The organism is Streptomyces sp. NBC_00513 (genome assembly GCF_041431415.1).
In the GTDB taxonomy this organism is placed as follows: Bacteria; Actinomycetota; Actinomycetes; order Streptomycetales; family Streptomycetaceae; genus Streptomyces.
In genome coordinates this window covers 7,733,870-7,755,168 of the sequence record NZ_CP107845.1, presented here as the reverse complement: position 1 = coordinate 7,755,168, position 21,299 = coordinate 7,733,870, and the positions used below count along the sequence as shown (strand labels likewise).

Here is a 21,299-nt window from a genome sequence, read left to right as displayed (position 1 = left end):
ACACACCCTGGAGGAAAGTGCCATGAAGGCAATGCGTTTCCACGCGTTCGGTAGCAGCGAGGTACTGCGCTACGAGAACGTCGACCGTCCCGTCCCCGGCACCGGGCAAGTCCTGGTGCGGGTGGCCGCCACGTCGTTCAACCCCGTCGACGACCACATCCGCGCCGGTGCCCTAGCCGCGATGATCCCGATCACGCTGCCGTACGTGCCGGGGATCGACCTGGCGGGCACCATCGCCGAACTCGGCGCGGACGTGGCCGGCTTCGAGGTCGGCGACCCGGTCGTGGCGATGCTGCCCCTCGACTCCGCCGGCGGCGCCGCGGAGTACGCCCTCGCCCCGGCCGAGTCCCTGGCACCGGCACCCCGCACGGCCGACCTGGTCGACGCCGCGGCGCTGCCGCTGACCGGCCTTGCGGCCTGGCAGACGGTATTCGAGCTGGCCGAACTGAAGCCCGGCCAGACCGTCCTGGTCAACGGAGCGGGGGGCGCGGTCGGCAGCCTCGTGGTGCAGCTCGCCGTCGACGCGGGGGCGCACGTGACCGCCGTGGACGCGCCGCAGCACGCCGACCGCCTTCGGGGGTACGGCGCGGACCGGGTCGTCGGCCCCCTCGACCTCGGTGCGGGCCCGGCCGCCGTGGGCGGTCCGTTCCAGGTCGTGGTGAACCACGTGCGCCTCTCCCCGGAGGATCTCGCGCGGCTGACGAACCACGTCGCCGACGGCGGGGTCGCCGCCAGTACGGCCGGCCCTGTTCCCGAGGACCCCGCTCGGGGGGTGCGCAGTGCGAGCTTGTGGGTCCGCAGCGACGGAGCCCAACTGGCCGAGCTGGTCGCCAAGGTGGATGCCGGCAAGCTCCGGCTCCACGTCACCGCCCACCGCCCGGTGGCCGAGCTGGCCGCCGTGCATGACGACGCCGGCGCCGGGCGCCTGTCCGGCAAGACGGTCATGCTCGCTCCCTGATCACCCCTGACCGCAACCCGACCGGGCCGCCCGCCGTGCGCACTCCCGCCGGCTGGCGGCCCGGGAGTTCGACGGCGGATGCACCCCACCACGGGCCAGGACCCGTGGCAGGCGGGCCCTCGACGCGCGGCATGAGAGCGGACCAATCGCTGCCAACCCTTCGGGCCCGGTCCATTGATCCGCACACGCCGGCGAGGTCCGTGACCACCGCGGCGCGCCCTTGCTCATCGGTCACTTCCCCGGAGATCGCGGGGTACAGGCGGGAGGGCGCGAAGGCGGCTGCCACGAACGTGCCGGCGGGAGTCCGTGGACGCGGTCGAGGTCGTCGGGTCCGGGAGCGGGCCAGTGCCGAAGCCGATGCCGGGGCTGCGGACGGGGAGCGGGACCAGCCACTCGGTGGCGAGCTGGCACGGAGCGGCGGAGCGTGTCCCCCCACGAGCGGATGCCAAGCTCGCGAAGCCGTTCGCCCGCGGCTCGGACCGGCGTTCAACCTCCATCCCGCGCCGTGGGGCGGGCGGGCAGATCCCCTGCCGTGCACCGTGGCTGACCGCTACGGTGGTGACATGGCTCGGGAAATCCGGATTGAGATCAGCGACGAAGCGTACGAGCAGCTGCAGCGGGCGGCCGCGGAGAAGCGCCTGCCGGCGGAGGCGTATGCCAGGCAGGTGCTCAACGCCGACTTGACGCGGGTGCGCTTCGCGGACGGGGCACGCGCCTTCATCGGCATGCACGCCGAGGGCTTCGCCTCGCGCTTCGGCGGCCCGACCGGCGCCGGCGCCACGGCCGCCTGAGCCCGGTACGGCGATGTTCCTGCAGATCGACTTGACCTGGCTGCTCGAAATCGCGCAGCGCGAGATCCCCGGCGACCCGGAGGTCGTCGACTGGGGGTCGCTCGAAGCCGCCCGGGCCCGGCATGCCTTCCGAGTGCTGGACGTCCCGGTGTACGAGCAGGCCCACCACCGAGCCGCCGCGCTGCTCCAGCAACTCGTACGGGTCCCGGCGCTGGAGCACTCCAACGAGCTGTTCGCCGCCGCCGTGGCGGCCGGCTACCTGCACGCCTCAGGGCTGCCGGTGAACGTGACGACGAAGGGGGCCGGGGACCTCATCGAGCAGGTCGCCGACGGCCGCCCGGATGTCCGGGAGATCGCTTCCTCGCTGCGGGAGTGGACTCGCTGAGCGTGCGGGCCGCCTCCGGTACCTTGCCTGGTGCCGGTCATGGCGTGCGCGAACAATTCGTACGTGCCCTGACGCCCGTACGCCCGGTCGGCGGCAGAGTGGGGGCATGACCGTTGCCACGACCCATCATGTCCCCTACTTCTCGCAGTGGGAGTCCGCCGGCCTTGTGCCCGGGTTCGTTGCGGGCACCACGGCCGCAACCGCAGATCCGCTGTGGGAGTCCTCCGGTGCCGACAGCCCGGAGGAGTACGCCTTCTGGGCGCCGCGCATGTGCGGCATGGCGTGCCTGCGGATGGCGCTGGGATTCTTCGGGCAGCCCGTGCCCGCCTCGGTGCCGCTGGTCCGTGAGGCTCTGGCCGCCGGGGCGTACGTGCGCGACGGCGATCAGGTTCGGGGGCTGATCTACGCGCCGTTCGCCACGTGGGTGGCGTCCCGTTGGGGGCTGTTCGCCGAGTCCCGTCCACAGCTCTCCGTTGAGGAGGTCGACGCCGAGATCTTGCGGGGGCGCCTGGTTCTGCTGTCGGTGCACAAGACGATCCGTACCCTCGATCCCCGGCCTGAGCAGCGCGGCGGGCACCTGGTCCTCGCCGTGGGTCGCGGGCCCGACCACGTCACGATTCACAACCCCTCCGGCTTCCCGGAGGGGTCCCAGCAGTTCCACCAGGTGCCCAGAGCGGACCTCGTCCGGTTCTTCGCCGGGCGGGGGGTCGTACTGGGCCACTCACGGTAGGTGCGGGACGAGATCGGTTTCCCGTCACCGTCTCCCGGGTCGAGGCGGGCAGCCGCCACCTGCCGGAGATGGGCGCCGGCGAAGTGCCGGACGAGGACCGGGCTTGCCCGGATCACCGTCTACGCCGGGGCCGCCCGCGCTCTGGTCAACGAAGCGATCAACTCACTTGAAAGACCGGGCGCAAGCAGCTGCTATCGGAGTGGCTCGACACTCCTGACCGGTTCGTCCGGCAGACCGGCCGGCCTCGGGGCCACCGGCTGCTCGGAGGCCCCGTCCCCGAACGAGTGGTTCGTTCGCGAAGCCGTCCACGCGTGGGACCGGCTTCGGCAATTTGGCATGCGGCAGCAAGCGACGGGAGACGATGTGAGGGGCCGGGAGACGGAGAACCCCGGGGGCGGCGCGCAGGAGTACCGGTTCAAATCCGGGACGCTGGCCGTGCTGGAGGGAAGACCCATGACCACGTGGGCGATGACGCGCCGGTTACCCCAGCTGGTGCGGCGCGGCCTCCGGCTCGGTTGGAACGTGGACCGGCGGGCAGTCGTGTCAACACTTCCAACAGGCTCTCGCCCAACCATGACCCTCGGACCCGACGATCCGGTTGACGAGCCCCTGGAGGCGTGGGCGGCTCGCCGAGAAGGACGCAGACGCCCGGATACAGCCCGGCGCCGCCGCGCGCGGGGCGCGGTCGTCATCGCCGGACGTGAACCACCCGACCCGACCGACCCGAATCGAGGCAGGAACTCCATGGACGACGTGTGGAAGACCATCGACGAGCTCGCGCGAAGCTTCACGCGACGGGATGACGAACGGGAGGTACCGACCGAGCACCAGTGGACTCTCCAGGTCCTCAAGATCGGAGAGGAGTTCGGGGAGGCCGCCCAGGCCGTGATCGGTGTGCACGGCACCAACCCGCGCAAGGGCATCTCGCACTCCTGGGACGACGTGCAGGCGGAGGTGGCGGATACGGCGATCACCGCGCTCGTCACACTGGCCCGGATGCGGCCCCACGACGCCGCGGAATTCTTCGCCGGCTTTCTGGCCGACAAATCGAGCAGGTTCCTCGTCCCGGCACCACCGTCCCCGGACCAGGTCGAGGGCGCGGAGCTGCGGTTCGTTGAGAGAACGACTCGGTCGGATGAGACCGGTGATGGGCTCCACCACGAGTGAACGAGATGATCCCGCCGGGTGGGACGTCGCACGTCGGCAGCGAGCCTGGCGGATGGCCGGCGTCGACATGGCCGGGTGTCGGGTCCCCGGCGCGCCGATCGGTGGCCTGCGGGTGGTTCCGCACCCGGCCGTGATGCTGGCCCTGGAGTGTTTCGTCGCCGGGCACGGGGTCGGCTCCGGGGGCGGGGTTCGGGCGTGGGGCGAACATGTCGAGTGCGTGCAAGTACGTCTGTCGCCAGTGGTGGCAGGCGCGGTACTGGGCGCCTGTCCGACCGATCTGGCCGGTTCCCTGGTGTCTCTCGACGACGTGTGGGGCAAGGAGGCTTCACGGATTCGCGAGCACCCGGGCGAACTCCCCTTGGGCGAGGACCGCTTCGCGTTCACGGACGCCCTGCTCGCCCGCCGACTTGAGGGGCGGTCGCCGGTGAACCCGGCGGTGGCCTGGGCGTGGAACCGGATCGTCGTCCAAGTCGTCGTGAGACCGCGGGAGAAGTCCAGGTCAGCGAAAGGGCATCCGGTACGCGCTGCGAAACCCCCTGGGCCCTGGACTCGGTCCACGGGTGTCCCTGCCTTCCGATCCCGTCGGCACAGTGCGCCGTCGGCTCGTCGGGTGATGTCTGGTCCGGTCCGGGTGGATCGATCAGTCGAGCCAGATGAGCACCGCGTGACCGGCGGATGCGGCACCTTGGAAGAACTCTGTCAGCGGAGTGAACAGGTCGCGGGCCCAGTCGAGAGAGGTCGGAGAGTCCCAGATCTGCGGGTAGATCTCGGCCTTGGTGAGTTCGGCGGGGTCGACGCCTTCGATGAGCTGGTCATAGGTCGTCTGCCGCATGATGTCAGCGGCCAGTCGTACCCGGTCTCGGGTCAGATATCGCGGCGGTTCGTAGCCCCAGTCCTCGGTGGTGAGTACTTCCTCACCGTGGACGATGTCGACAGGGAAAGCGAAACGCCGCAGGAGGAATCCGAGCAGGTGCCATGTCTGGTGCGTGGTGAAGTGCCGCGCTTCGGCAGGCGCGACCTCACGCTCGCCTTGTGCGTCCTGAGTCTCCTCGGCGAGCTCCAGCGCCCATGCGGGATCCTTCAGGGCCCGTGCCAGCTCTGCGGATGTGACGCGCAGGTACTCCCCGTTGACACTCATGGACGGCAGCATACGAAGCGTGTCCGAGCCGGCCGGAGGCGGGCAGGCCGGGACGGTCGGTGTGGTGGTGCCCGACCTCGACGCCGTACTCGCCGCCCGAACACTCCAGAGGCGGCGTACGACCGCATCGGGCGCCGACCGCCGGTCTACTCGAGGTCTGTGCTCGGTTGTCGCCGCCAGTCCCAGTCGGGACGGCGCTCGACGAGCGCGAGGAACTCGCTCGCCTGGAGGATTTCGAAGTGGTTGGTGTCGACGAGCCCGTCGAGTCCGGGGAGGACGTCGCGAAGGAAGGCCCGGGCCGCGTCCATGGACTGACACGATCGATAGATCGATGGAGTACGAGTACCCACGCTGTCCGGAGCTGGAGCCCGTCTCCTCGATGGAGTACGAGCCTTCGACGGAGGTCGACCCCCGGGCACCCCGAGCCACCCCGTGGCTCCCATGGCACCAGGCCCCGAAGCGACAACGACACCATCTGCCGGCCCTCGTACCGCGCCGGCATTCTGTTTCCGCTGAAAGCGGCGAGCGATACCAGGACACCGGAATCGCTCGGCGCGGCTCGGGGCGGACAGCGGGGTCGTGGCCCAGGCTGTAAGTGCACCACTCGCCGGCGTCCGTTGCCGTGGCCACTACTGGCCGTCTGACTGTCGGCGAGCGCGGACGAGGAAAGGTCGACGAAGTGTCCGAGCACCCGCAGCCAAGTTCTCCCGCCCCCGAGCCGAAGCCCTTGCCCGGCGACTTCGGCCGACGCGTGGCGGCGCGTCGCGAGCAGTTGGGACTGTCCCGGGAGGAGGTGGCCGACCGGGCCGGATCGGCGCCTGGATACATCCGCTACGTGGAGGAACAGACGGCGACCCCTGGTATCGGATTCCTGCTGCAACTGGCCGAGGCCCTTTCGACGACGCTGGACGAACTGTCCGGGGCTCATGTGGACCTGCCACCCGGTACCGGACGGGCGGCCTACCACCCTGCGCTGCTGGAGCTCGATCATGAAGAGTGCTGGGCCCTGCTCGACACCCACGGTGTGGGGCGGGTGGGGGTGGCCTCTGGCGAAGGGCCCGCCATTCTGCCGGTCAACTACCTGGTCAGAGAGCGCAACGTACTCTTCAGAACGTCCCACGACGCCCTTCCGGCCCAGGTCGTGGCGAGCGTGGTCCCTTTCGAGGTGGACCGTATCGACGACGCGTTCAGTCGGGGCTGGAGCGTTCTGCTGGTCGGCAGGGCGCAGGCGGTCACGGATGCCGAGACCGTTCGCGCGCTCGCGAAGCAGGCATACTCCCTGCCCTGGGCCGGCGGTGAAAGAGACCTGTGGGTTTCCCTCACACCGGACCGGGTCACGGGCCGGCGCATCCTCGTGCGGGACGCGCCCCCGGAAGCAGCGCCCCACTGACCCCAGGCGCCCCGTCTGGGGGCTCACATCAGGCGTTTGACGAAGCGCAGCCCGCGGCGGGTGAACGGTGGCTGCGCCAGGCGAAGAGTGTCCATGCTGTGCGGCTTGCGCAGGACGGGCTTGAGGTGGGAGAAGGCTCGCCAGGAGTACACGCCGTGATAGGCGCCGATGCCACTGGCACCCACGCCGCCGAACGGAAGACCCGTGGCGGCAACGTGGATGAGGCCGGCGTCGTGCACCACGGCACCGGATGAGGTTTGCTGCTCGAACAGCCGGCGGGTGCGGGCGGAGGAGGTGAAGACGTACAGGGCGAGCGGCTTGTCCCAGCCATTGATCACATGGGCGGCCTGCTCGGCGGAGTCGACGGGGAGGATGGGCAGGATCGGACCGAAGATCTCTTCCCGTAGCAGGGGGTGGGCTGCCTCCGGGCCGACGACTGGACCGTCGAGGGTGGGGACGGTCACCACCGTGGGAGCGATGTAGCGTTCGGCTCGGTCCCACTGACCACCGATGGCCGCCTCCGTGCCGTGAAGCAGTGCTGCGAGGCGGTCGAACTGCCGCTCGTCGACGATGCGGCCGTAGTCCCCGCTCGTTTGAGGTTCGATGCCCCACATGTCCGTGATCGCGTCTTGGAGCGCGTCCACGAGTGCCGGGATCCGGTCGGGGGTGGTCATCACGTAGTCCGGGGCGACACACGTCTGGCCGGCGTTGGTGAACTTCGCCCATGCCAAGCGCCGCGCCGCCCGGTGCAGTTGGGCATCGTCGTCGAACCAGACCGGTGACTTGCCGCCCAGCTCCAGCGTCACCGGTGTCAGGTGCTCGGCCGCCGCCCTCATGACGATGCGGCCCACCGTCCCGCTGCCGGTGAAGACGATGTGGTCGAACCGCTGGGCCAAGAGTTCCGTCGTCTCCGGGATGCCACCCTCCACCACGCGCACGGCTCCGTCGGCGAAGTACCTCGGGACGAGCCGGGCGATCAGTGCCGAGGTCGCCGGTGCGAGCTCGCTCGGTTTGAGCACGGCCGTGTTTCCCGCGGCCAGTGCGCCGACCAGAGGGTTGAGGAGAAGCTGCACGGGATAGTTCCACGGGGCGATCACCAACACCACGCCGAGCGGTTCGGACACCAAGCGGGCCCGTGCCGGCCACAGTGCCGCCGGCGCCGGAGCGCGTCTGGGCCTGGCCCATCGCCGAAGGTGGCGCAGCATGTGGTTGATCTCCGCAAGGGTCACGTTGATCTCGGTCAGCTGTGCTTCGCCCGGCCCCTTGTGCAGGTCGTTCCACAGTGCGGCTTCGAATGCCGGCTGGTGCTCGGCGAGCATGGCTCGCAGTGCGCGCAGGCGGCCGACGCGGGCTGCCATGGGGCGGGTCTTGCCGGAGTCGAAGAGGCGGCGTACCTCGGCCACGGTCTTGGTGAGGGGGAAGACGGTGTGGGGAGTCATGGAACCTTCCGCGATACGAAACAGGTGCTCTTCGTCTACTGCGCCCGGACCGGGGCCCGCGCCGAGGTGTCCGGCCGCCCCTCCTCGTGCGCTGCGTGCACGGTTCGCGCCACGGAGCCGTGATCAGCGACGACGATCCGGGGACCACCTCCTTCCGTGCGGGAGGTCACTGGGGGGATGTGCCCCCGGTGGCGCCCTCCATGGAGTGCTTGAGCCGGTGAAGTGTGGTAATCATGCCTGCCCGGTTGACGCGGACGCGTGCCGCGGGAGAGGTGCCCGCGACCGTGCGGCCCAAGAGGTCGGCGACTGCCCCGAGGGGGCCTTGTCGCAGGTCGTGCCAGTACTGGGTGACGTGGGTGGAGCCGGCGGCGGCTGTGTGGTGGTGATCGGCGTGGCGGAGCCGGAAGCCCCAGGTGGCTATGGGCAGGCCCGCGACGGAGACGCGGAAGGCGAACTCTTTGGGGGCGTCGGCGGTGGTCACCTGGCAGAGGGTGAACCAGTGGCGTACTCCGTTGCGGTTGAATCCGATGAAGGAGGGGCGGGACCTGCTTCTGCTCGGGAGGAGCAGGACCTTGACGCATTCCGGACTCCACTGGGGCATGCGCTTCACGTCACTGATCGAGGCGTACACCTCTTCGGGTGGTGCCGCGATGATGACGGATTCCCTGAGTTCCCATGTGCGTGCGGCGGCAGGGCGCTGTGTGTCCAAGTGGTCACGTCCAAGGTGTTGCGGCCGACTGTCCGTCAGCGACTGATGTCCGCGCCGGAGGGCCGGCAGGTGCACCGGGTGCCGGCGGTGAAGTCGGGGCAGCATGTGCTGCGGAGGCTGGTGGTCGGCTGCCGTGACGGCTTGCTGTGTGGGCCGGGAAGGAGGGCTGCTTGTTCGGGCTGCCATCCTGGGCGGCCAAGCAGGTGGCGTGCCCGGTCCTGCCATCGCGTGGCGCGTGCCAGGTCGCGTCCGATGGCGGCGTACCCGTGGGAGACGATCCGCAGGGGGTTGTAGGTGTCGATGTTCTTGGTGAGGCTATAGGCAGGACGTTCCGTCTCCTCGGCCCAGGTTCCGAACATCTGATCCCAGATCATGAGGATGCCGCCGAAGTTGCGGTCCAGATATCCGCCTTGTGAGGCGTGGTGCACCCGGTGGCTCGAAGGGGTGTTGATGACCCTCTCGATGTAGCGGGGCAGCCTGCCGATGCGGTCGGTGTGCAGCCAGAACTGGGTGAGCATGTTGATCGCGCCGCACAGCAGGATGGCCCAGGGCGGCACGCCGGCCAAGGCCAGCGGTATGTAGAAGATCTGGGAGGTGAGGCCTGTCCAGGGCTGGCGGACCGACGTGGAGAAGTTGTATCTGCGGCTGGAGTGGTGCACTACATGGCTGGCCCACAGCACGCGCACCAGATGGTGCTCACGGTGCATCCAGTAGTAACAGAAGTCCTGGGCCAGCAGGATCAGCGGGAATGTCATCCATGTGACCTCGACCCGCAGCGGGGTCAGTTCGTACAGGCCGACGAAGACGGCGACCGCGATCAAAAGACAGATGTCGGCCGCCCGCGGGCGGGCGGGCGGGCGGTTCGGACGCCAGGCCGAGGCGGAACGCAACGACCTCCTGGTGCTGAACGCGGCCCGCGCCGTATTCGCGGAACAGGGCGCCGACGCCCCCGTTGCGGACATCGCCGCCTTGGCCGGAGTGGGGATCGGCACCCTCTACCGCCGCTACGGCAGCAAGGAGCAGCTCCTCCAGCACCTTTGCGCCATCGGCATCGCCCAGACGATCGCCGAACTTGAGGCAGCGCTGGAGGCGCAGGGCAGCGGCTGGGACGCCTTGGCGCAGTACATGGCTGCCGCGGTCGACGCCAGGGCCGGCGCCTTCGCGGCCCTCGCCGGGACGTTCAGCCTGCCCGAAGAGGTGTCCGCCGCGAACGAGCAGGCCAGAACACTGGCCGAACAACTGCTGCGACGCGGCCACGACGACGGAACCGTACGCGGTGACGTCACGACGCTCGACATCACGCACCTCATGGAGATGTTCAGCCGGTACCCCCGCCGCACCGAGCAGGATGACCACGCACGCCGCAGGATGCTGACCCTGGCCCTCGACGGGCTGCGTACCGTCCACACCGCGCTGCCAGGACCGCAGCCGGACTGGGCCGACTATCACCGGAGCTGGGACGCACCCGACCAGCCCTCCTGACGACGACCGGGCTCCCCCACCCGTGACCGTGACGCTCCGGTCGGGGCCCACCGGAGCCGGGCACCTTCTCCCCCGCGCCCAGCCAGTGGAGGCCGCTCCCGAGGTCTGCGTGGAGCGGGCTCCGGTCGCCCCAGTGACCGAAATCAAGGGACGAGCCGAGGGCGGCGCTCCTGGTGAGCACCTCCCTCAGGCATGGGCCTTTCAGCTGCAATTGACCCAGTTGTTGGACTTCATGTAGTGACCCACGCTGTCGGACTGCTTGTTCCCCTTCGGGATGATGCCGCTGGAGCCGGTGTAGTTGGTTCCCGAGTACCACTTGAGGGCACAGGAAGCACCGTGGTTGTACCAGGACTTGAAGTTCTGGAATACCGCGTACTGGGTCAGGTTGGAGTTGCTCCCGGCGATCTGCTGCCTCTGGCCGATGTAGTTCTGTCCGGACCAGACACAGAAGTAGCCCGAGGGGCAGTCCGACGCCGCCGCGCCGGCAGTGCCCGCGCTCCCGGCCAGTAATCCGCCGGTCAACGCGATGCCGCCGGCAAGTCCTGCGAGTTTCCTCGTCATGCGCATGGCTCTGTCTCCTTGACGCGTAGGTGCGCCTACCGCCTCGACCGGCCGGCCCGCGAAGGAGCGGGTCGGAGGAGGGAAAGCGCCTGCTGGAGCGGAACTCGGCATGAGTCTGACGGAGTACCCCGGGGCGGGTCTTGTAGAAAACGGCACTCGGGCGGACGGCGGCATGGTGGTGACAGGGCGCACCGCCGCTGAGCGGTTCAGCCGAAGTCGAGCACGTGCGCGGCGCCCGGCCGGCGCCCCCACCCGCCCCGCCCGCCCCGCCGTCACCGCCAATGCGGGCAGCACCCCCACTGGGGGCACCCCCGGCGCCTTCCGCGCTGTCTCGGGCTCCCGCTCACCACTGTCTGATACCGGGTCAGCCTGCCTGCGGGTTTGCGGGTGTAGGGCGCCGAGACTCATGGGACGGGAGCGACGGGTGTCCGCCCAGGGCCGCCGGTTTCGCCGGTTTCGGAATCTTCAATTCCGGGGACGGTGTCCCAGCATCGCCGTGACCGTACCCCGCGCCATGACGGCGCCTGACGCGACAGCCGAGGAAGACCATGGGTTGGAAAGGCACACGCAAGACGGCCACGTCGGCCGCTCTTGCCGGAGTGGTCGCCCTCGTCCTGGCAGCTCCGCCTCCCGGTGGCGACGCCCGGACCGGGGGCCCCGCCGTCGTTCGGGACGGTGGCCGTACGGCAGGACGCCTCCCCGACGCCGCCTCCGCCCCGCCTCCCCCGCGACTTCCGCGGCAAGGGCAAGTACATCGTCCGGGACCTGGACATCACGGTGCCGTTCACCTGGGAGGGAAGGGACGGCGACAGCCAGATGACCGCGGGGGGCCCGCAGTACCCGATCTGGTTCACCAACCTGATCTACCACGACACGCTCTACACGCTGACGTACAAGTGGCCCGGTCTGAACGAGCATCTGTGCTCCCGCATCCCGGACCTCAACCTGGAGGCGCTCAACCAACTGTTCGAAGGAGCCCGGTTCGTCGGGCGTGAGACCCTTCGACGCACCCCCACGCAGCGGCACGTGAACCATTGGAGGGTGGGCGTGGTCCTCCCGAAGCTGCCTCCCGGAAATCATCCACGTCTGCCGCTCGCGCTGGGTGACATCTACGTCGACGAGAACAACCGGGGAACCTTCTGGCAGGTGCTGCAGTTCGGTGTCCAGAACCTCTACGATCCCGAGCTGGACGAGTGGCTGGTGATGGACACCTTCGAACATCGGCCCGGGACCGTGGCGCTCCCCCGGCGGTGCGAGCCGCCCCGGTAGACGTGTCCCGGTCCGACGGCGCGGTCCCGCTCGGCAGCCACACCGCGCGTGGCACGGCGTGTCCGGTGCTCGGGAGGCCGCGCCGGCGGACCGGGGTACCCCCGTGGGGGCCAGAGCCCGTCCCCTTGCAAGCCCTGCTCGGCGCCGGGTCCGGATGAGGAGGCGAAACTCTGACGACAGGGTCCAGGGCCGCCCGCGCAAAGCGCCGGCTCGGCGCGTGCGGCCCTCCCCGCACGTGGTCAGCCTTCGAGGTGGCGGGTGTCTCCGAGGCGGACGAGCTGGCGGTTGTGGAAGAAGTCGTCCTCGCGGAGATGGGTGATGCTGCCCGAGGCGACCCGGAAGTTGACGTGGCCGAGGGAATCGATCGGCATGCCGATCCAGGCGGCCACCACGAAGGTCAGCGCGAAGCCGTGCGTCACGATGACCTGGTGCTCGTACGGGTGGCTCAGGATCCCGTCCATGGCCTCGTAGATCCGTCCGGCGAACTCGGCCCGCGTCTCCGCTCCCTCGATGCCCTCGTCGTGACCCATCCGGTCGCCGGTCGCGGGCGGGGGGACGAACCGCTTGTCCAGCCACTCCTGGGGCCTGCCCTCGGCCTCTCCGTACGACTTCTCCCGCAGCCGGCGGTCCAGGGCCGCCTCCACACCGAGCAGACCACCGATCTCCTGTGCGGTGCGTCGGGTCCGCCGGAGGTCCGAGGAGATCAATTCGACCTCGGCTCCCTCGGGGATCTCGGCCCGCAGGGCGCGGGCGATCGAGGCCGCCTCCCGGACTCCTTCGGGGGTCAGCGTGGAATCGTGCCATCCGCCGACCAGGCCTTCGACGTGGTGGCTCGCCTCCGGGTGGGTGACGACGTGGATGCTGCGCACCGGTGCACCTTTCTCTTGAAGGGGTCCTGCCCTGCTTCGGGACGGTACCGCGTCCGCGGGGCCCGGGTGACGGGGTCTCACGGAAGGGGCAGAAGGGACAGTTCCAGGATCATCAGGCCCCACACCAGTCGGGCCTGGTCGCGGCGGACGGCGTGCGTGTCCAGGACTTCGCGGACGGCGGCGCCGCTCAGGAATCCGTCGGTGCGCAGCCGGGGCCGGGCCAGCACGTCGGTCGCGAACTCCCAGAGCTTGGTGCCGGGTGCCAGGAACGCGTCGACGGGGAAGGTGAAGGGTTGTTTCTGCCGTGTCCGTACCGATTCCGGGACGAGCGGGGCGCCGGCGTCCCACAGGATCCGCTTGCGCCGGGCCTCGGTGGCCTTCAGGGCGTCGGGGGTGCGGCGTGCGAAGTCGGTGACGGCCGGCTGGCAGTAGGGCACCCGGCCCTCGATCCCGTGGGCCATGGAGAGGTGGTCGAGCTTGCGGAGGTTGAGGCCGGGGAGTTTGTGCAGCCGGTCGAAGGTCAGCAGTTGCTCCAGGCGCCCGGGGGCCGGTGGTCCGAGCAGTTCCCGCGCGCGGGCGCGGCTGCTCCCGTCGGAGTCGAGCAGCGCCCGGTACTCGGGGGTGTAGAGCCGGCGGTAGCGTGCGTGTGGGACCAGCGAGAGCCGGTCCAGGTAGCGCTCGGGCCACGCGTCGTCGGCGGCGGCGAGTGCGGTGCTGTAGCGGCGGTAGCCGCCGAACTGTTCGTCCGCGCCGTCGCCCACGAAGCACACGCGGAAGGACCGCTGCGCGATCTCCCGGAAGAGAACGTACGCGCTCAGCGCGTGGGGCGTCGCGTTGGGAGAGCCCAGTGCGGCCACCATGGGAGGGATCAGTTCGGGCAGCTCCGCCTCGCGGATCTCGACCACTTCGAGCGGGATGCCGGCGTGTGCCGCCGCGTCCCGGGCGTAGGTCTCCTCGTCGGACGGGTGAGTGCCCTCGTGGGTCACGTGGAAGCCGGTGACGTCGGTGCGGCGGCGGCCCAGCAGGGTCGCCAGGACGGCGGAGTCGAGGCCTCCGGAGAGCTGTACGGCCACGGGCGCGGACTGGAGTGACATCCGCTCCACCTCGCCGGTCAGCAGGGAGCCGAGGCGGGCGGGCGTGCAGGTGCCGTCGGGCGGGGGTGTCTCGGTGCGGCGCCGCGCTCGAACGACGGCCGCGTGCCCGTCGTGGACCAGGTGTTCGCCGGCCCGCAGGCTGGACACACCGGCGTACAACGACGAACCGGGCGGCAGACACTGCCAGTTCAGGTAGTGGTCGACGGCGTGCGGATCGACGTCGGGGCGGCCCGTCCGCAGCGCGGCGAGACCGCCCGGTTCGGATGCGAAGGTGACACCGTCCGCGGTGGCCTCGTAGTACAGGCTCTTGACGGCCAGCGGGTCGCTCCACAGCTTCAGCCTCCGCCCCGAGCGCAGGTCCACCAGGGCGATGGCGTACATGCCTTCGAGCCGATCCACGAAGCGGTCGCCGTGCAGTTCGTAGTAGGGAAGGAGGACGGAGCCGTCGCAGTCGCCGTCGACGCGTACCCCGTGCGCGGCGAGTTCCCGCCTGATGGCGCGGAAGTTGTAGATCTCGCCGTTGAACACGGCGTGCACCGAGCCGTCGGCGTTCGTGAACGGCTGGCGGCCGTGCGACGGGTCCTGGATCGCGAGGCGGTTGCAGCCCAGGCCCCAGTCCTCCCCCCGGACGTGGGCCTGCCGGTCGGGGCCGCCGGGCAGTTGGGCGTCGCGTGCGGCCTCCATCGCGCGCACATCGCGATCGGATCCGAAATAGCCGTAGATCCGGCACAAGGGCGTCTCCCCGGGTGTTCGACGGAGGCCTGGCGGCCCCTCAGGCGGACTTGTTGTTCTCCCCGACGGGGGCTGTACGGCCCTTCGCCCACTCCTGGAGCGGCAGGTGGTGCGGTGCCGCGCCGCGGGCGGTCATGGCGGAGAGCAGCTCGCGCAGGGAGGGCAGGCCGGGTTCGACCTCGCGGGCGCGGAAGCAGTACTCGTTGGAGATCTCGGCGTTCCAGGTCATGCTCTCGTGCAGTTCCTCCCTCAGCATGCCGAGGAAGTCCGCGCGGCCGACGAACGCCTCCGCCTTCTCGCGCCCGGCCCGGATCTCGGCGAAGGCGAGGTCGATGAGGTCGAGCCACTCCAGGACGGCGTCGGCGGCATCGGCCTGGGGTCCGACACCGAGGGCGTTCAATTCACCGAACCGGTCGGACAGTTCGGCGGGAAGGGGGAAGCGGGCGAGGAAGCGGGACAGGTACTTCGGGTTGCGGTTGGTGTTGCCGTGCACGTGCGTCAGGCCGCGGAAGGTGTCGATGCCCAGCTTGCGCGCCGCGATCAGCGCCGACGCGTGGTCTCCTTGCGCCCACATGCCGGCCAGGTCCCGGAAGTCGGGGTAACTGCCGACGGCCGCGCGAAAGGCCGTGTAGGCGACCTCTCCGGGGCGTACCTCGGCGGCGAGTTCCCGGAACGCGGCGGCGTTCGTGAGCGGGATCCCGTACGTGAGCCGCGACAGGATCCGGAAGTCGACGGCCGACGCCGCGAAGCCGGAGGACTTGCGTGCGCGGGTCCGCATCTGGGTGTAGAGCCGCGCGTGCGAGGCGAGCATGGCGGCGATCTCGTCGACCGTCCAGTACTCGACGTCCACCCCGAGCAGGCTGTGGGGCAGGTAGTCGAAGCTCGCCTTCACCCGGTCGCCGCTGGTGTAGTACCGCATGTGCTGCTCGCGCGGGAAGGTGTCGCGGTGGAACCTGTCGTCCTTCGACCGGGCGATGACGCAGAAGTCGAAGTCCGAGGACGGGGTGCCCGAGCCGTCAACGAGCGAACCGGACAGCACCAGGATGTCGTCGTCGGCGAGGTGGATCTTCGCGAGGACGGCCTCCTCGTCGAAGTCGTCCATGCCGGAGACGGCGGCGATGTGGGGACGGAAGGAGAGCACGGCTGCCCTTCCCCTTTCTGTTCGGGGTGCGATGTCCCGGCCGGCGAGCGGCCGGATGGAAGCGGTGGAAGCGGTGGAACAAGTGGGACAGCGGGGGAACCGGAGAGGGTCACCCGTGTGGCGCGTACGGTGTACCGGTGACTTCGCTGAAGCTTCGGCACTCGGTGCGCGCGATCGTGTTGGACGAGGAGGACCGCGTCCTGTTGTGCCGGTTCCTCCTGCGCGAGCCGGCGGGAGCGCTCGTCCTGTGGGCGGCGCCCGGTGGGGGTCTGGACCCGGGCGAGGGCCCGATCGACGCCCTGCGCCGGGAGTTGCGCGAGGAGGTGGGCCTCGCCCTCACCGGAGGTGATCCGCCGCACGTGTGGCACCAGGAGGTCGTGCGTCCCGACATCAGCCGGGGGTACGACGGTGTCGTGAACGACTACTACCTCGTGCGCGTCGCGTCCTTCACCCCGCGCGGTGAGCTGACCGACGAGGAGCTCGCCGCCGAGAACATCACGGGCACGCGGTGGTGGCGGGCGCCGGAGGTCGTCGGGTACCGGGGCCCGGATCTCTTCGCCCCGCGCGATCTCGGCACCCCGCTCACCGCCCTGCTCACCGGTGGCGCCCCGGACCGGCCGGTGCGGCTCGGTCTGTGAGGCGGTCTTCCGGGGAGCGTGCCGGCGCCGGCACGCGGGCGCGGAGGTGGCCGGCGAGCCGTTCAACCTCCCGCCTCGCGTCCTCGAACGCGTACCGGAAGCGGAAGGTGGGCAGCGCCGCGAGGGCGTCACGGGTCCGGCCGGCGGTGGCGTCGTCCGGGGCGTGGCCGAAGATGTTGAGGTGTTTGTTGGGCAGGCCCAGGACGTGGCGTTCCAGCAGTCCGGCGCGCTCGGCCGGCGGTACGTCCGCCGCGCCGGTCTCCGACGGGTCGTCGGCGAGGCTGAGGTGGACGATCGCGTCGACGGTCGCCGACCGGCCGATGCGGGTGTCCAGCAGGTTGGCGTACTCCCAGGGGTAGATCAGGGCCGTCCCGTGCTCCTCGACGCCCGACTCGCGCAGGCTCCCGAGCGTCTGGTTGGCCGGATGCGTCAGGGAGGACAGGGCCGCCCGCGCCGCCTCCCGCCCGAACAACAGGTCAAGGGTGTCCAGCCGTACCGAGACGGACCGCGGCCACCCGACGCCGAGGACTCCGCTCCCGTCCGGTTCCGCGGTGAGGCTCACGTCGTCGTTGCACACCATGACGCCCCCGCCGTGCAGCACGCTCGCCATGACGAAGGTGGTCTTGCCGGCCCGGCTGCCACCGACGAGGGCGACGCCCAGTCCGTCCAGTTCCACGAGCCCGGCGTGGAGGAAGAGCATGCCCTGCCGGCTCGCCGCCGAGCGGTGGATCGCCCGGGTTGCCCGCAGGAGGGACTGGGTGACCCACGCCTCGCCCCGGGGGGCCAGGTGGTAGAGGGTCTTCCGGGTGCGGTCGACGGCGTAGTGGACGCTCGCCTCACCCTGCGCGGTGACCGTTTCCGGCAGGGCGTTCGCCGGTGGCTCGGTGTCGGCGACGACCTCCCAGGCCCCGGGTGGGCAGGGGCCCGGTTCGACGGACAGGTAGGGACGTGCGAGGCGGTCGATGTGCCGCGCCACGGACGGCGAGCACGTCAGGCCGGTGTTCTCGACGTGTGAACGGACGGTGTACCGGTGCGTGGGTGCGCTCGATGTCATGCCGCATATCACCCCCGTGTCTGGGTGGGGGCCCGCGCCGTGCCGGGTCCCGGTCGTCACGGCCGATCATGACAAGGACGGCCGGGCCTGTCCCGGGCGATTCCGCAGAGCGGAACGGACATGGGATTCAGTCGGGTTCCGAGACCATCGGCCCGCGGGTGTCCCAGCCCAGTTCGCCGAGCCCCCGGAAGAACCGGCCGTTGGACCGTGCGGCGGGCACGTCCAGCAGGCGCACCAGGTCGGCGGCGGCCGGAGCGGGCTCGTTCGGGGCGTCCGGCGTCCCCATGTCGGTACGGATCCATCCCGGGCAGTACGCGAAGGAGGCCAGGTCACCGGGGGTCGCGGCGAAGTGCCGGGCCACCGAGAGGACCAGGGAGTTGGCCGCCAGCTTGGACGACCGGTAGGCGAAGGAGGCCCCGTCCGCGTCCTGGAGGCGTCCCATGCCCGAGGAGACGCAGACGATCCGGCCCGAGCCCCGCGCGAGCATCCGGGGGGCGTACCGCAGGACCAGTCGCGCGGTGCCGAACAGGTTGACCTCGAAGGTGTCCCGCAGGTCGTCCGGGGTGAGCGAGAAGAGGTCGCCGTAGCCGCCCCGGGGATCGTCCAGGTAGACGCCCGCGTTGCTGACCAGCACGTCGACGTCCTCGTTGGCGAAGAGGTCGTCGGCGAGCGGCTCGCGCAGGTCGATGGCCCGGTAGTCGTCGACGTGGTCGCCGCGCGGCGAGGGCGACAGGCCCACGCCCAGGACGCGGTAGCCGGCCGCCCGAAGGGCGCGGCACAGGTGGACCCCTAGGCCCCGGGAGACACCGGACACGAGGGCATTCGGCATGGCCGCGAGCGTAGCCTCCGCACGGGGTTCTGTCCGTACCGCGGTACCCGGGTCCGGGCCGGCGCGACGCGGCCCGTCTCGCCGTGCGCCGTGTCGCACGGCGGGTCGGCCCGTTAGTCTGGGGCGCCCGGTCAAGGGACACCCGAGGAAGGGGAGGCGTCGGATGCACACGCACCGACTGCTCGTCACGGGGCCGAGTGGGGCGGGCAGTACCACGCTCGGCCGCGCGCTCGCGACCCTGTGGGCGGCGGCGCACGCGGACGTGGACGACTACCTGTGGCTGCCCACCATTCCGCCCTACACCCACAAGCGGCCCGTCGAGGCCCGTCTGGCGCTGATGGAGGCGCTGTTCGTGCCGCGCGCCGCCTGGGTGCTGTCCGGGACGCTGCGGGGCTGGGGCGACGGCGTCATCGCGCGGGTCGACGGCGTCGTGTTCCTGACCATCGACCCGAAGGTCAGGATGGACCGGCTGATGCGCCGCGAGGTCGTCCGGTACGGCGACAACATCGGCTCGGGCGGGGCGCTGGAGACGGCCCACCAGGACTTCATGGATTGGGCGAGGGGCTACGAGGACACCGACGTGCCGGGCCGCCGGTCCAAGGACGAACGCTGGCTGGCGGAACTCACGTGTCCGGTGCTGCGGCTGGACAGCGCCCTGCCACTGGACAAGCTGGTCGCTGCGGTGACCGACTGGTTCGAGGGCGGCGCGGCGGGCCGGCCCTCGTGACGGGAGCCGCGCCGCCCACCGTCCCCGAGGTCGTCGCGCTCATCGCGGCGGGGCAGGCCGAACTCCTCGACGGTCGGGGCCTCAACGCCTCCTACCGGGTGGCCCGGGGCGGCCGTGCGCTGTCGGTGAAGGTGCACTGCGCGGAGCGCTCCTCCGCCGCGGAGTTCCGGCGGATCGGCCGCGTCGATTCCGCCCTGCGCGGCGCGCCCTGGTACCCGCCGGTGCTCGACCTGGGCTTCCACGGGGCGGAGCGGCCCCGGCTGGTGGTGGTGCGTCCGTACGCGCCCGGAACGCCGTCGGACGACGCGCGGCGGCACATCGGCGGGGTCGTGGACGTCCTCGCCGACCTGGCGGCGCGTGCGCAGGGGGTGCGGGCCGAGGACGCGTTGGTCGCGGACTATGCCTCTCCGTGGCTGGAGGGGGCTCCGTCGGAGCGCTCACTCGTGGACCCCCTGCTCACCGGTGAGTGGCGGGGGCTGGGCCGCGCCATGGACACGCACCTCGGCGAACTGCGGCGCGGCGCACAACGGTTGACGAGCGCGAGCGGCCTGCGGGTGCACCACGGCGATCTGCACGGCCGCAATCTGATCTCGGACGGTCCCGGCCGGTTGACGGTGATCGACTGGGACGAGGCCGGCTTCTCGCGTCGGCCCGCCGACGCGGGGAAGGCGCTGTGGCTCTCCTGCCGTCTCGGGCGGGGTGACTTCGCCCTGGATCCGAGGGCGACGGGCCTCTTCCTCGGCCGGCTGCACGCCCGCCTGGGCATCCCGTACTCCCGCGCCCGCGATCTGGCCCGTCTCGGCGCCCTGTGGTTCCTGCCCAGGCACGACCACGTCACCCTGCTGGGGCGGCGTGACACGAGCCTGGGCACCTGGTACCTCGGCTGGGTCCTGCGCTTCTGGTCGCGTTTCCGCGCGAATCTGGACCTGGTCGCCAGGACGGCCGCGGCGCTGGAGGCGGGCGCGCCCTGAACCGTGTTCCGGTGGGCGTCCTCACCTGCGTACGCGGTCCTCGAAGTCGGCCGCGAGCCTGGCCACATCGGCCGCGCTGCCGACGGAGCAGCGCAACACGGGCAGTTTCGCCAGGTGTTCCAGGAAGGCGTCGATCGAGGGGGGAGCCGCCCGCCGTCGCACGGGGACGTCCAGCCAGTCCTCGCCGTACAGGTTGTCGTCGAGCGAGAAGCAGTTCCGGGTGATCACCTCGGCGGCGTGGGCGGCACTCGCGGGGGTGAGGGAGTAGCCGGCCTCGCGGTCCACGCGGGGCAGGATCACTCCTGCCAGCGGTGCGTTCGGCACGACGCGGACACCGAGGTACCGGCCGACCTCCTGCGAACTCAGCTTCAGCTTGTCCTCGCCCTGGAACCGGTCCCAGTCCGATCCGGCCGGCGGGAAGCCCGCCCGCACGGACCAGGACCCGAAGTCGGTGACGCCCATGACGTCGAGGGAGCCCTTGTTGACGGCGAGCGGCAGCGGGCAGGCCGTCACCTGGTAGCCCGGTCCGCGCTGGTCGAGGTGCATGCGGTCGTTGCCCATCCAACCGGCCGAGGGCAGCAGCCGGGCCAGCGCGATGGCCGTCGTCGACTTCCCGGCCCCGGAGTCACCGATCACCAGGTGGGCGCCGTCGTCGTACACGAAGGCGGAGGAGTGCAGGACCAGCGAGCCCTCGGCCTTGGCGATCCTGGTGGCCACGTCGCGGATGATCCGGGTGAGCCACCGGTCCCCCAGCCCGGACCGGGGGCGCACGAGGGTCATGCGCCCCTCGGTGCGGATCAGGGCGGCCACCTCGTCGGAGTTCTGGTCCCGGAGCACGAAGACGGTGTGGCCCTCGCCGTCGAAACGCGGCTGCCGGTAGTGGCGCGTGAGTTCGTACACGCCCCGTACGGCCGTCTCGGCGGACCGCTGGAGCAACTCGGCCACGGCGGAGGGGTCCCGGGCCACGTCGGCGATCACGAGGTCCGGCTCGTCCTCCCGGTCGGTCTCGGCGACGCCGAGCATGCCCGGCGGGCAGAAGGTCTCCGAGACCAGGCCGGCGGCTTCGGGCGAGTTGGTGACGATCTTCAGGGTCTGGTCCCGGACGCGCAGGAACCGGGTGGTCGCCCCGTCCGGGTCGCGGGATACGAGGTCACTGACGAGCATGGGGACTCTCCACGGGGAACGGTCGGGAACATCCTGCGGGGGTGCGCCGCGGTGGCGGCCC

The 21,299-nt window shown here is 70.8% G+C and carries 23 protein-coding genes; 11 read left to right on the top strand and 12 right to left on the bottom strand.

The features are described 5' to 3' along the window. Nucleotides 1-22: 22 nt before the first annotated feature. The 5 genes from OHA84_RS35005 (at nt 23) to OHA84_RS34985 (ending at nt 4,031) form a co-directional block, all read left to right on the top strand. Complete coding sequence (locus tag OHA84_RS35005; RefSeq protein ID WP_266967647.1) at nt 23-958, top strand: NADP-dependent oxidoreductase; 936 nt, start codon at nt 23-25, stop codon at nt 956-958. Between the two features lie 563 nt (nt 959-1,521). After that, on the top strand, nt 1,522-1,749 hold the full coding sequence (locus tag OHA84_RS35000) for a hypothetical protein (protein WP_266967649.1): 228 nt from the start codon (nt 1,522-1,524) through the stop codon (nt 1,747-1,749). 13 nt (nt 1,750-1,762) lie between these two features. Further along, complete coding sequence (locus OHA84_RS34995) at nt 1,763-2,134, top strand: fic family toxin-antitoxin system, toxin component (RefSeq protein ID WP_266967650.1); 372 nt, start codon at nt 1,763-1,765, stop codon at nt 2,132-2,134. Between the two features lie 106 nt (nt 2,135-2,240). Further along, nucleotides 2,241-2,864, top strand: coding sequence for a C39 family peptidase (locus tag OHA84_RS34990; protein ID WP_266967652.1), 624 nt, complete (start codon nt 2,241-2,243; stop codon nt 2,862-2,864). Nucleotides 2,865-3,608: 744 nt separating this feature from the next. After that, entirely contained in the window at nt 3,609-4,031 is a 423-nt protein-coding gene (locus OHA84_RS34985; protein ID WP_266967654.1) for a MazG-like family protein, read from the top strand. 640 nt (nt 4,032-4,671) lie between these two features. Here the strand turns inward: OHA84_RS34985 and OHA84_RS34980 are convergent. Then, the gene (locus OHA84_RS34980) at nt 4,672-5,169 is read right to left on the bottom strand and encodes a YfbM family protein (RefSeq protein ID WP_266967656.1); all 498 of its coding nucleotides are present in this window, start codon (nt 5,167-5,169) and stop codon (nt 4,672-4,674) included. Between the two features lie 146 nt (nt 5,170-5,315). Then, entirely contained in the window at nt 5,316-5,477 is a 162-nt protein-coding gene (locus OHA84_RS34975) for a hypothetical protein (protein WP_266967657.1), read from the bottom strand. 371 nt (nt 5,478-5,848) lie between these two features. Here OHA84_RS34975 and OHA84_RS34970 point away from each other — a divergent pair, with 371 nt between their 5' ends. Further along, nucleotides 5,849-6,559: a pyridoxamine 5'-phosphate oxidase family protein gene (locus OHA84_RS34970; protein ID WP_266967659.1), complete on the top strand. Its 711-nt coding sequence runs from the start codon at nt 5,849-5,851 to the stop codon at nt 6,557-6,559. A gap of 23 nt (nt 6,560-6,582) precedes the next feature. Here OHA84_RS34970 and OHA84_RS34965 read toward each other — a convergent pair whose 3' ends face one another. The 3 genes from OHA84_RS34965 to OHA84_RS34955 all read right to left on the bottom strand — a co-directional run bounded on the left by OHA84_RS34965 (nt 6,583) and on the right by OHA84_RS34955 (nt 9,528). Then, complete coding sequence (locus tag OHA84_RS34965; protein ID WP_266967661.1) at nt 6,583-7,998, bottom strand: aldehyde dehydrogenase family protein; 1,416 nt, start codon at nt 7,996-7,998, stop codon at nt 6,583-6,585. Between the two features lie 166 nt (nt 7,999-8,164). After that, entirely contained in the window at nt 8,165-8,707 is a 543-nt protein-coding gene (locus OHA84_RS34960; RefSeq protein WP_266967663.1) for an SRPBCC family protein, read from the bottom strand. 35 nt (nt 8,708-8,742) lie between these two features. Then, nucleotides 8,743-9,528, bottom strand: coding sequence for a sterol desaturase family protein (locus tag OHA84_RS34955; protein ID WP_266967665.1), 786 nt, complete (start codon nt 9,526-9,528; stop codon nt 8,743-8,745). Between the two features lie 7 nt (nt 9,529-9,535). Here OHA84_RS34955 and OHA84_RS34950 point away from each other — a divergent pair, with 7 nt between their 5' ends. Further along, nucleotides 9,536-10,189, top strand: coding sequence for a TetR/AcrR family transcriptional regulator (locus tag OHA84_RS34950; protein WP_266967667.1), 654 nt, complete (start codon nt 9,536-9,538; stop codon nt 10,187-10,189). Between the two features lie 201 nt (nt 10,190-10,390). Here the strand turns inward: OHA84_RS34950 and OHA84_RS34945 are convergent, their stop codons facing one another. Then, complete coding sequence (locus OHA84_RS34945) at nt 10,391-10,750, bottom strand: peptidase inhibitor family I36 protein (protein WP_371591542.1); 360 nt, start codon at nt 10,748-10,750, stop codon at nt 10,391-10,393. A 675-nt stretch (nt 10,751-11,425) separates the two neighbouring features. Between OHA84_RS34945 and OHA84_RS34940 the strand changes: the two genes are divergently transcribed. Continuing rightward, nucleotides 11,426-12,019 carry a hypothetical protein gene (locus OHA84_RS34940; protein ID WP_266967669.1) on the top strand — a complete coding sequence of 198 codons (594 nt, stop codon included), beginning with the start codon at nt 11,426-11,428 and terminating at the stop codon, nt 12,017-12,019. Nucleotides 12,020-12,258: 239 nt separating this feature from the next. Here the strand turns inward: OHA84_RS34940 and OHA84_RS34935 are convergent, their stop codons facing one another. The 3 genes from OHA84_RS34935 to OHA84_RS34925 all read right to left on the bottom strand — a co-directional run bounded on the left by OHA84_RS34935 (nt 12,259) and on the right by OHA84_RS34925 (nt 15,855). Further along, a complete protein-coding gene (locus OHA84_RS34935; RefSeq protein WP_266967670.1) occupies nt 12,259-12,888 on the bottom strand; it encodes a histidine phosphatase family protein in 630 nt (209 codons plus the stop codon). A 77-nt stretch (nt 12,889-12,965) separates the two neighbouring features. Beyond that, nucleotides 12,966-14,714 carry an asparagine synthase (glutamine-hydrolyzing) gene (gene asnB / locus OHA84_RS34930; RefSeq protein ID WP_266967672.1) on the bottom strand — a complete coding sequence of 583 codons (1,749 nt, stop codon included), beginning with the start codon at nt 14,712-14,714 and terminating at the stop codon, nt 12,966-12,968. Nucleotides 14,715-14,754: 40 nt separating this feature from the next. Beyond that, nucleotides 14,755-15,855 (bottom strand): hypothetical protein, encoded by a 1,101-nt coding sequence (locus OHA84_RS34925; protein ID WP_266967674.1) that lies wholly within the window; start codon nt 15,853-15,855, stop codon nt 14,755-14,757. Between the two features lie 137 nt (nt 15,856-15,992). Here OHA84_RS34925 and OHA84_RS34920 point away from each other — a divergent pair, with 137 nt between their 5' ends. Beyond that, nucleotides 15,993-16,493 carry an NUDIX domain-containing protein gene (locus tag OHA84_RS34920; protein ID WP_266967676.1) on the top strand — a complete coding sequence of 167 codons (501 nt, stop codon included), beginning with the start codon at nt 15,993-15,995 and terminating at the stop codon, nt 16,491-16,493. Here OHA84_RS34920 and OHA84_RS34915 read toward each other — a convergent pair. Further along, nucleotides 16,450-17,547, bottom strand: a complete 1,098-nt coding sequence (locus OHA84_RS34915; protein ID WP_266967678.1) for a hypothetical protein — start codon at nt 17,545-17,547, stop codon at nt 16,450-16,452. The genes OHA84_RS34920 and OHA84_RS34915 overlap by 44 nt on opposite strands. A gap of 127 nt (nt 17,548-17,674) precedes the next feature. Beyond that, a complete protein-coding gene (locus OHA84_RS34910) occupies nt 17,675-18,376 on the bottom strand; it encodes an SDR family oxidoreductase (RefSeq protein ID WP_266967680.1) in 702 nt (233 codons plus the stop codon). 163 nt (nt 18,377-18,539) lie between these two features. Between OHA84_RS34910 and OHA84_RS34905 the strand changes: the two genes are divergently transcribed. Then, on the top strand, nt 18,540-19,103 hold the full coding sequence (locus OHA84_RS34905; RefSeq protein ID WP_266967682.1) for a hypothetical protein: 564 nt from the start codon (nt 18,540-18,542) through the stop codon (nt 19,101-19,103). Beyond that, nucleotides 19,100-20,074 carry a phosphotransferase gene (locus tag OHA84_RS34900; RefSeq protein WP_266967683.1) on the top strand — a complete coding sequence of 325 codons (975 nt, stop codon included), beginning with the start codon at nt 19,100-19,102 and terminating at the stop codon, nt 20,072-20,074. Before OHA84_RS34905 ends, OHA84_RS34900 begins: the two co-directional genes overlap by 4 nt. A gap of 21 nt (nt 20,075-20,095) precedes the next feature. Here the strand turns inward: OHA84_RS34900 and OHA84_RS34895 are convergent, their stop codons facing one another. Further along, nucleotides 20,096-21,238, bottom strand: coding sequence for a hypothetical protein (locus OHA84_RS34895; protein ID WP_266967685.1), 1,143 nt, complete (start codon nt 21,236-21,238; stop codon nt 20,096-20,098). Nucleotides 21,239-21,299: the final 61 nt, after the last annotated feature.

Bases quoted from the DNA above. Each gene is read 5' to 3' on its own strand.
- OHA84_RS35005 (WP_266967647.1), top strand. From the start codon at position 23: ATGAAGGCAATGCGTTTCCACGCGTTCGGTAGCAGCGAGGTACTGCGC.
- OHA84_RS35000 (WP_266967649.1), top strand. From the start codon at position 1,522: ATGGCTCGGGAAATCCGGATTGAGATCAGCGACGAAGCGTACGAGCAG.
- OHA84_RS34995 (WP_266967650.1), top strand. From the start codon at position 1,763: ATGTTCCTGCAGATCGACTTGACCTGGCTGCTCGAAATCGCGCAGCGC.
- OHA84_RS34990 (WP_266967652.1), top strand. From the start codon at position 2,241: ATGACCGTTGCCACGACCCATCATGTCCCCTACTTCTCGCAGTGGGAG.
- OHA84_RS34985 (WP_266967654.1), top strand. From the start codon at position 3,609: ATGGACGACGTGTGGAAGACCATCGACGAGCTCGCGCGAAGCTTCACG.
- OHA84_RS34980 (WP_266967656.1), bottom strand. From the start codon at position 5,169: ATGAGTGTCAACGGGGAGTACCTGCGCGTCACATCCGCAGAGCTGGCA.
- OHA84_RS34975 (WP_266967657.1), bottom strand. From the start codon at position 5,477: ATGGACGCGGCCCGGGCCTTCCTTCGCGACGTCCTCCCCGGACTCGAC.
- OHA84_RS34965 (WP_266967661.1), bottom strand. From the start codon at position 7,998: ATGACTCCCCACACCGTCTTCCCCCTCACCAAGACCGTGGCCGAGGTA.
- OHA84_RS34950 (WP_266967667.1), top strand. From the start codon at position 9,536: ATGTCGGCCGCCCGCGGGCGGGCGGGCGGGCGGTTCGGACGCCAGGCC.
- OHA84_RS34945 (WP_371591542.1), bottom strand. From the start codon at position 10,750: ATGACGAGGAAACTCGCAGGACTTGCCGGCGGCATCGCGTTGACCGGC.
- OHA84_RS34915 (WP_266967678.1), bottom strand. From the start codon at position 17,547: ATGACATCGAGCGCACCCACGCACCGGTACACCGTCCGTTCACACGTC.
- OHA84_RS34910 (WP_266967680.1), bottom strand. From the start codon at position 18,376: ATGCCGAATGCCCTCGTGTCCGGTGTCTCCCGGGGCCTAGGGGTCCAC.
- OHA84_RS34905 (WP_266967682.1), top strand. From the start codon at position 18,540: ATGCACACGCACCGACTGCTCGTCACGGGGCCGAGTGGGGCGGGCAGT.
- OHA84_RS34895 (WP_266967685.1), bottom strand. From the start codon at position 21,238: ATGCTCGTCAGTGACCTCGTATCCCGCGACCCGGACGGGGCGACCACC.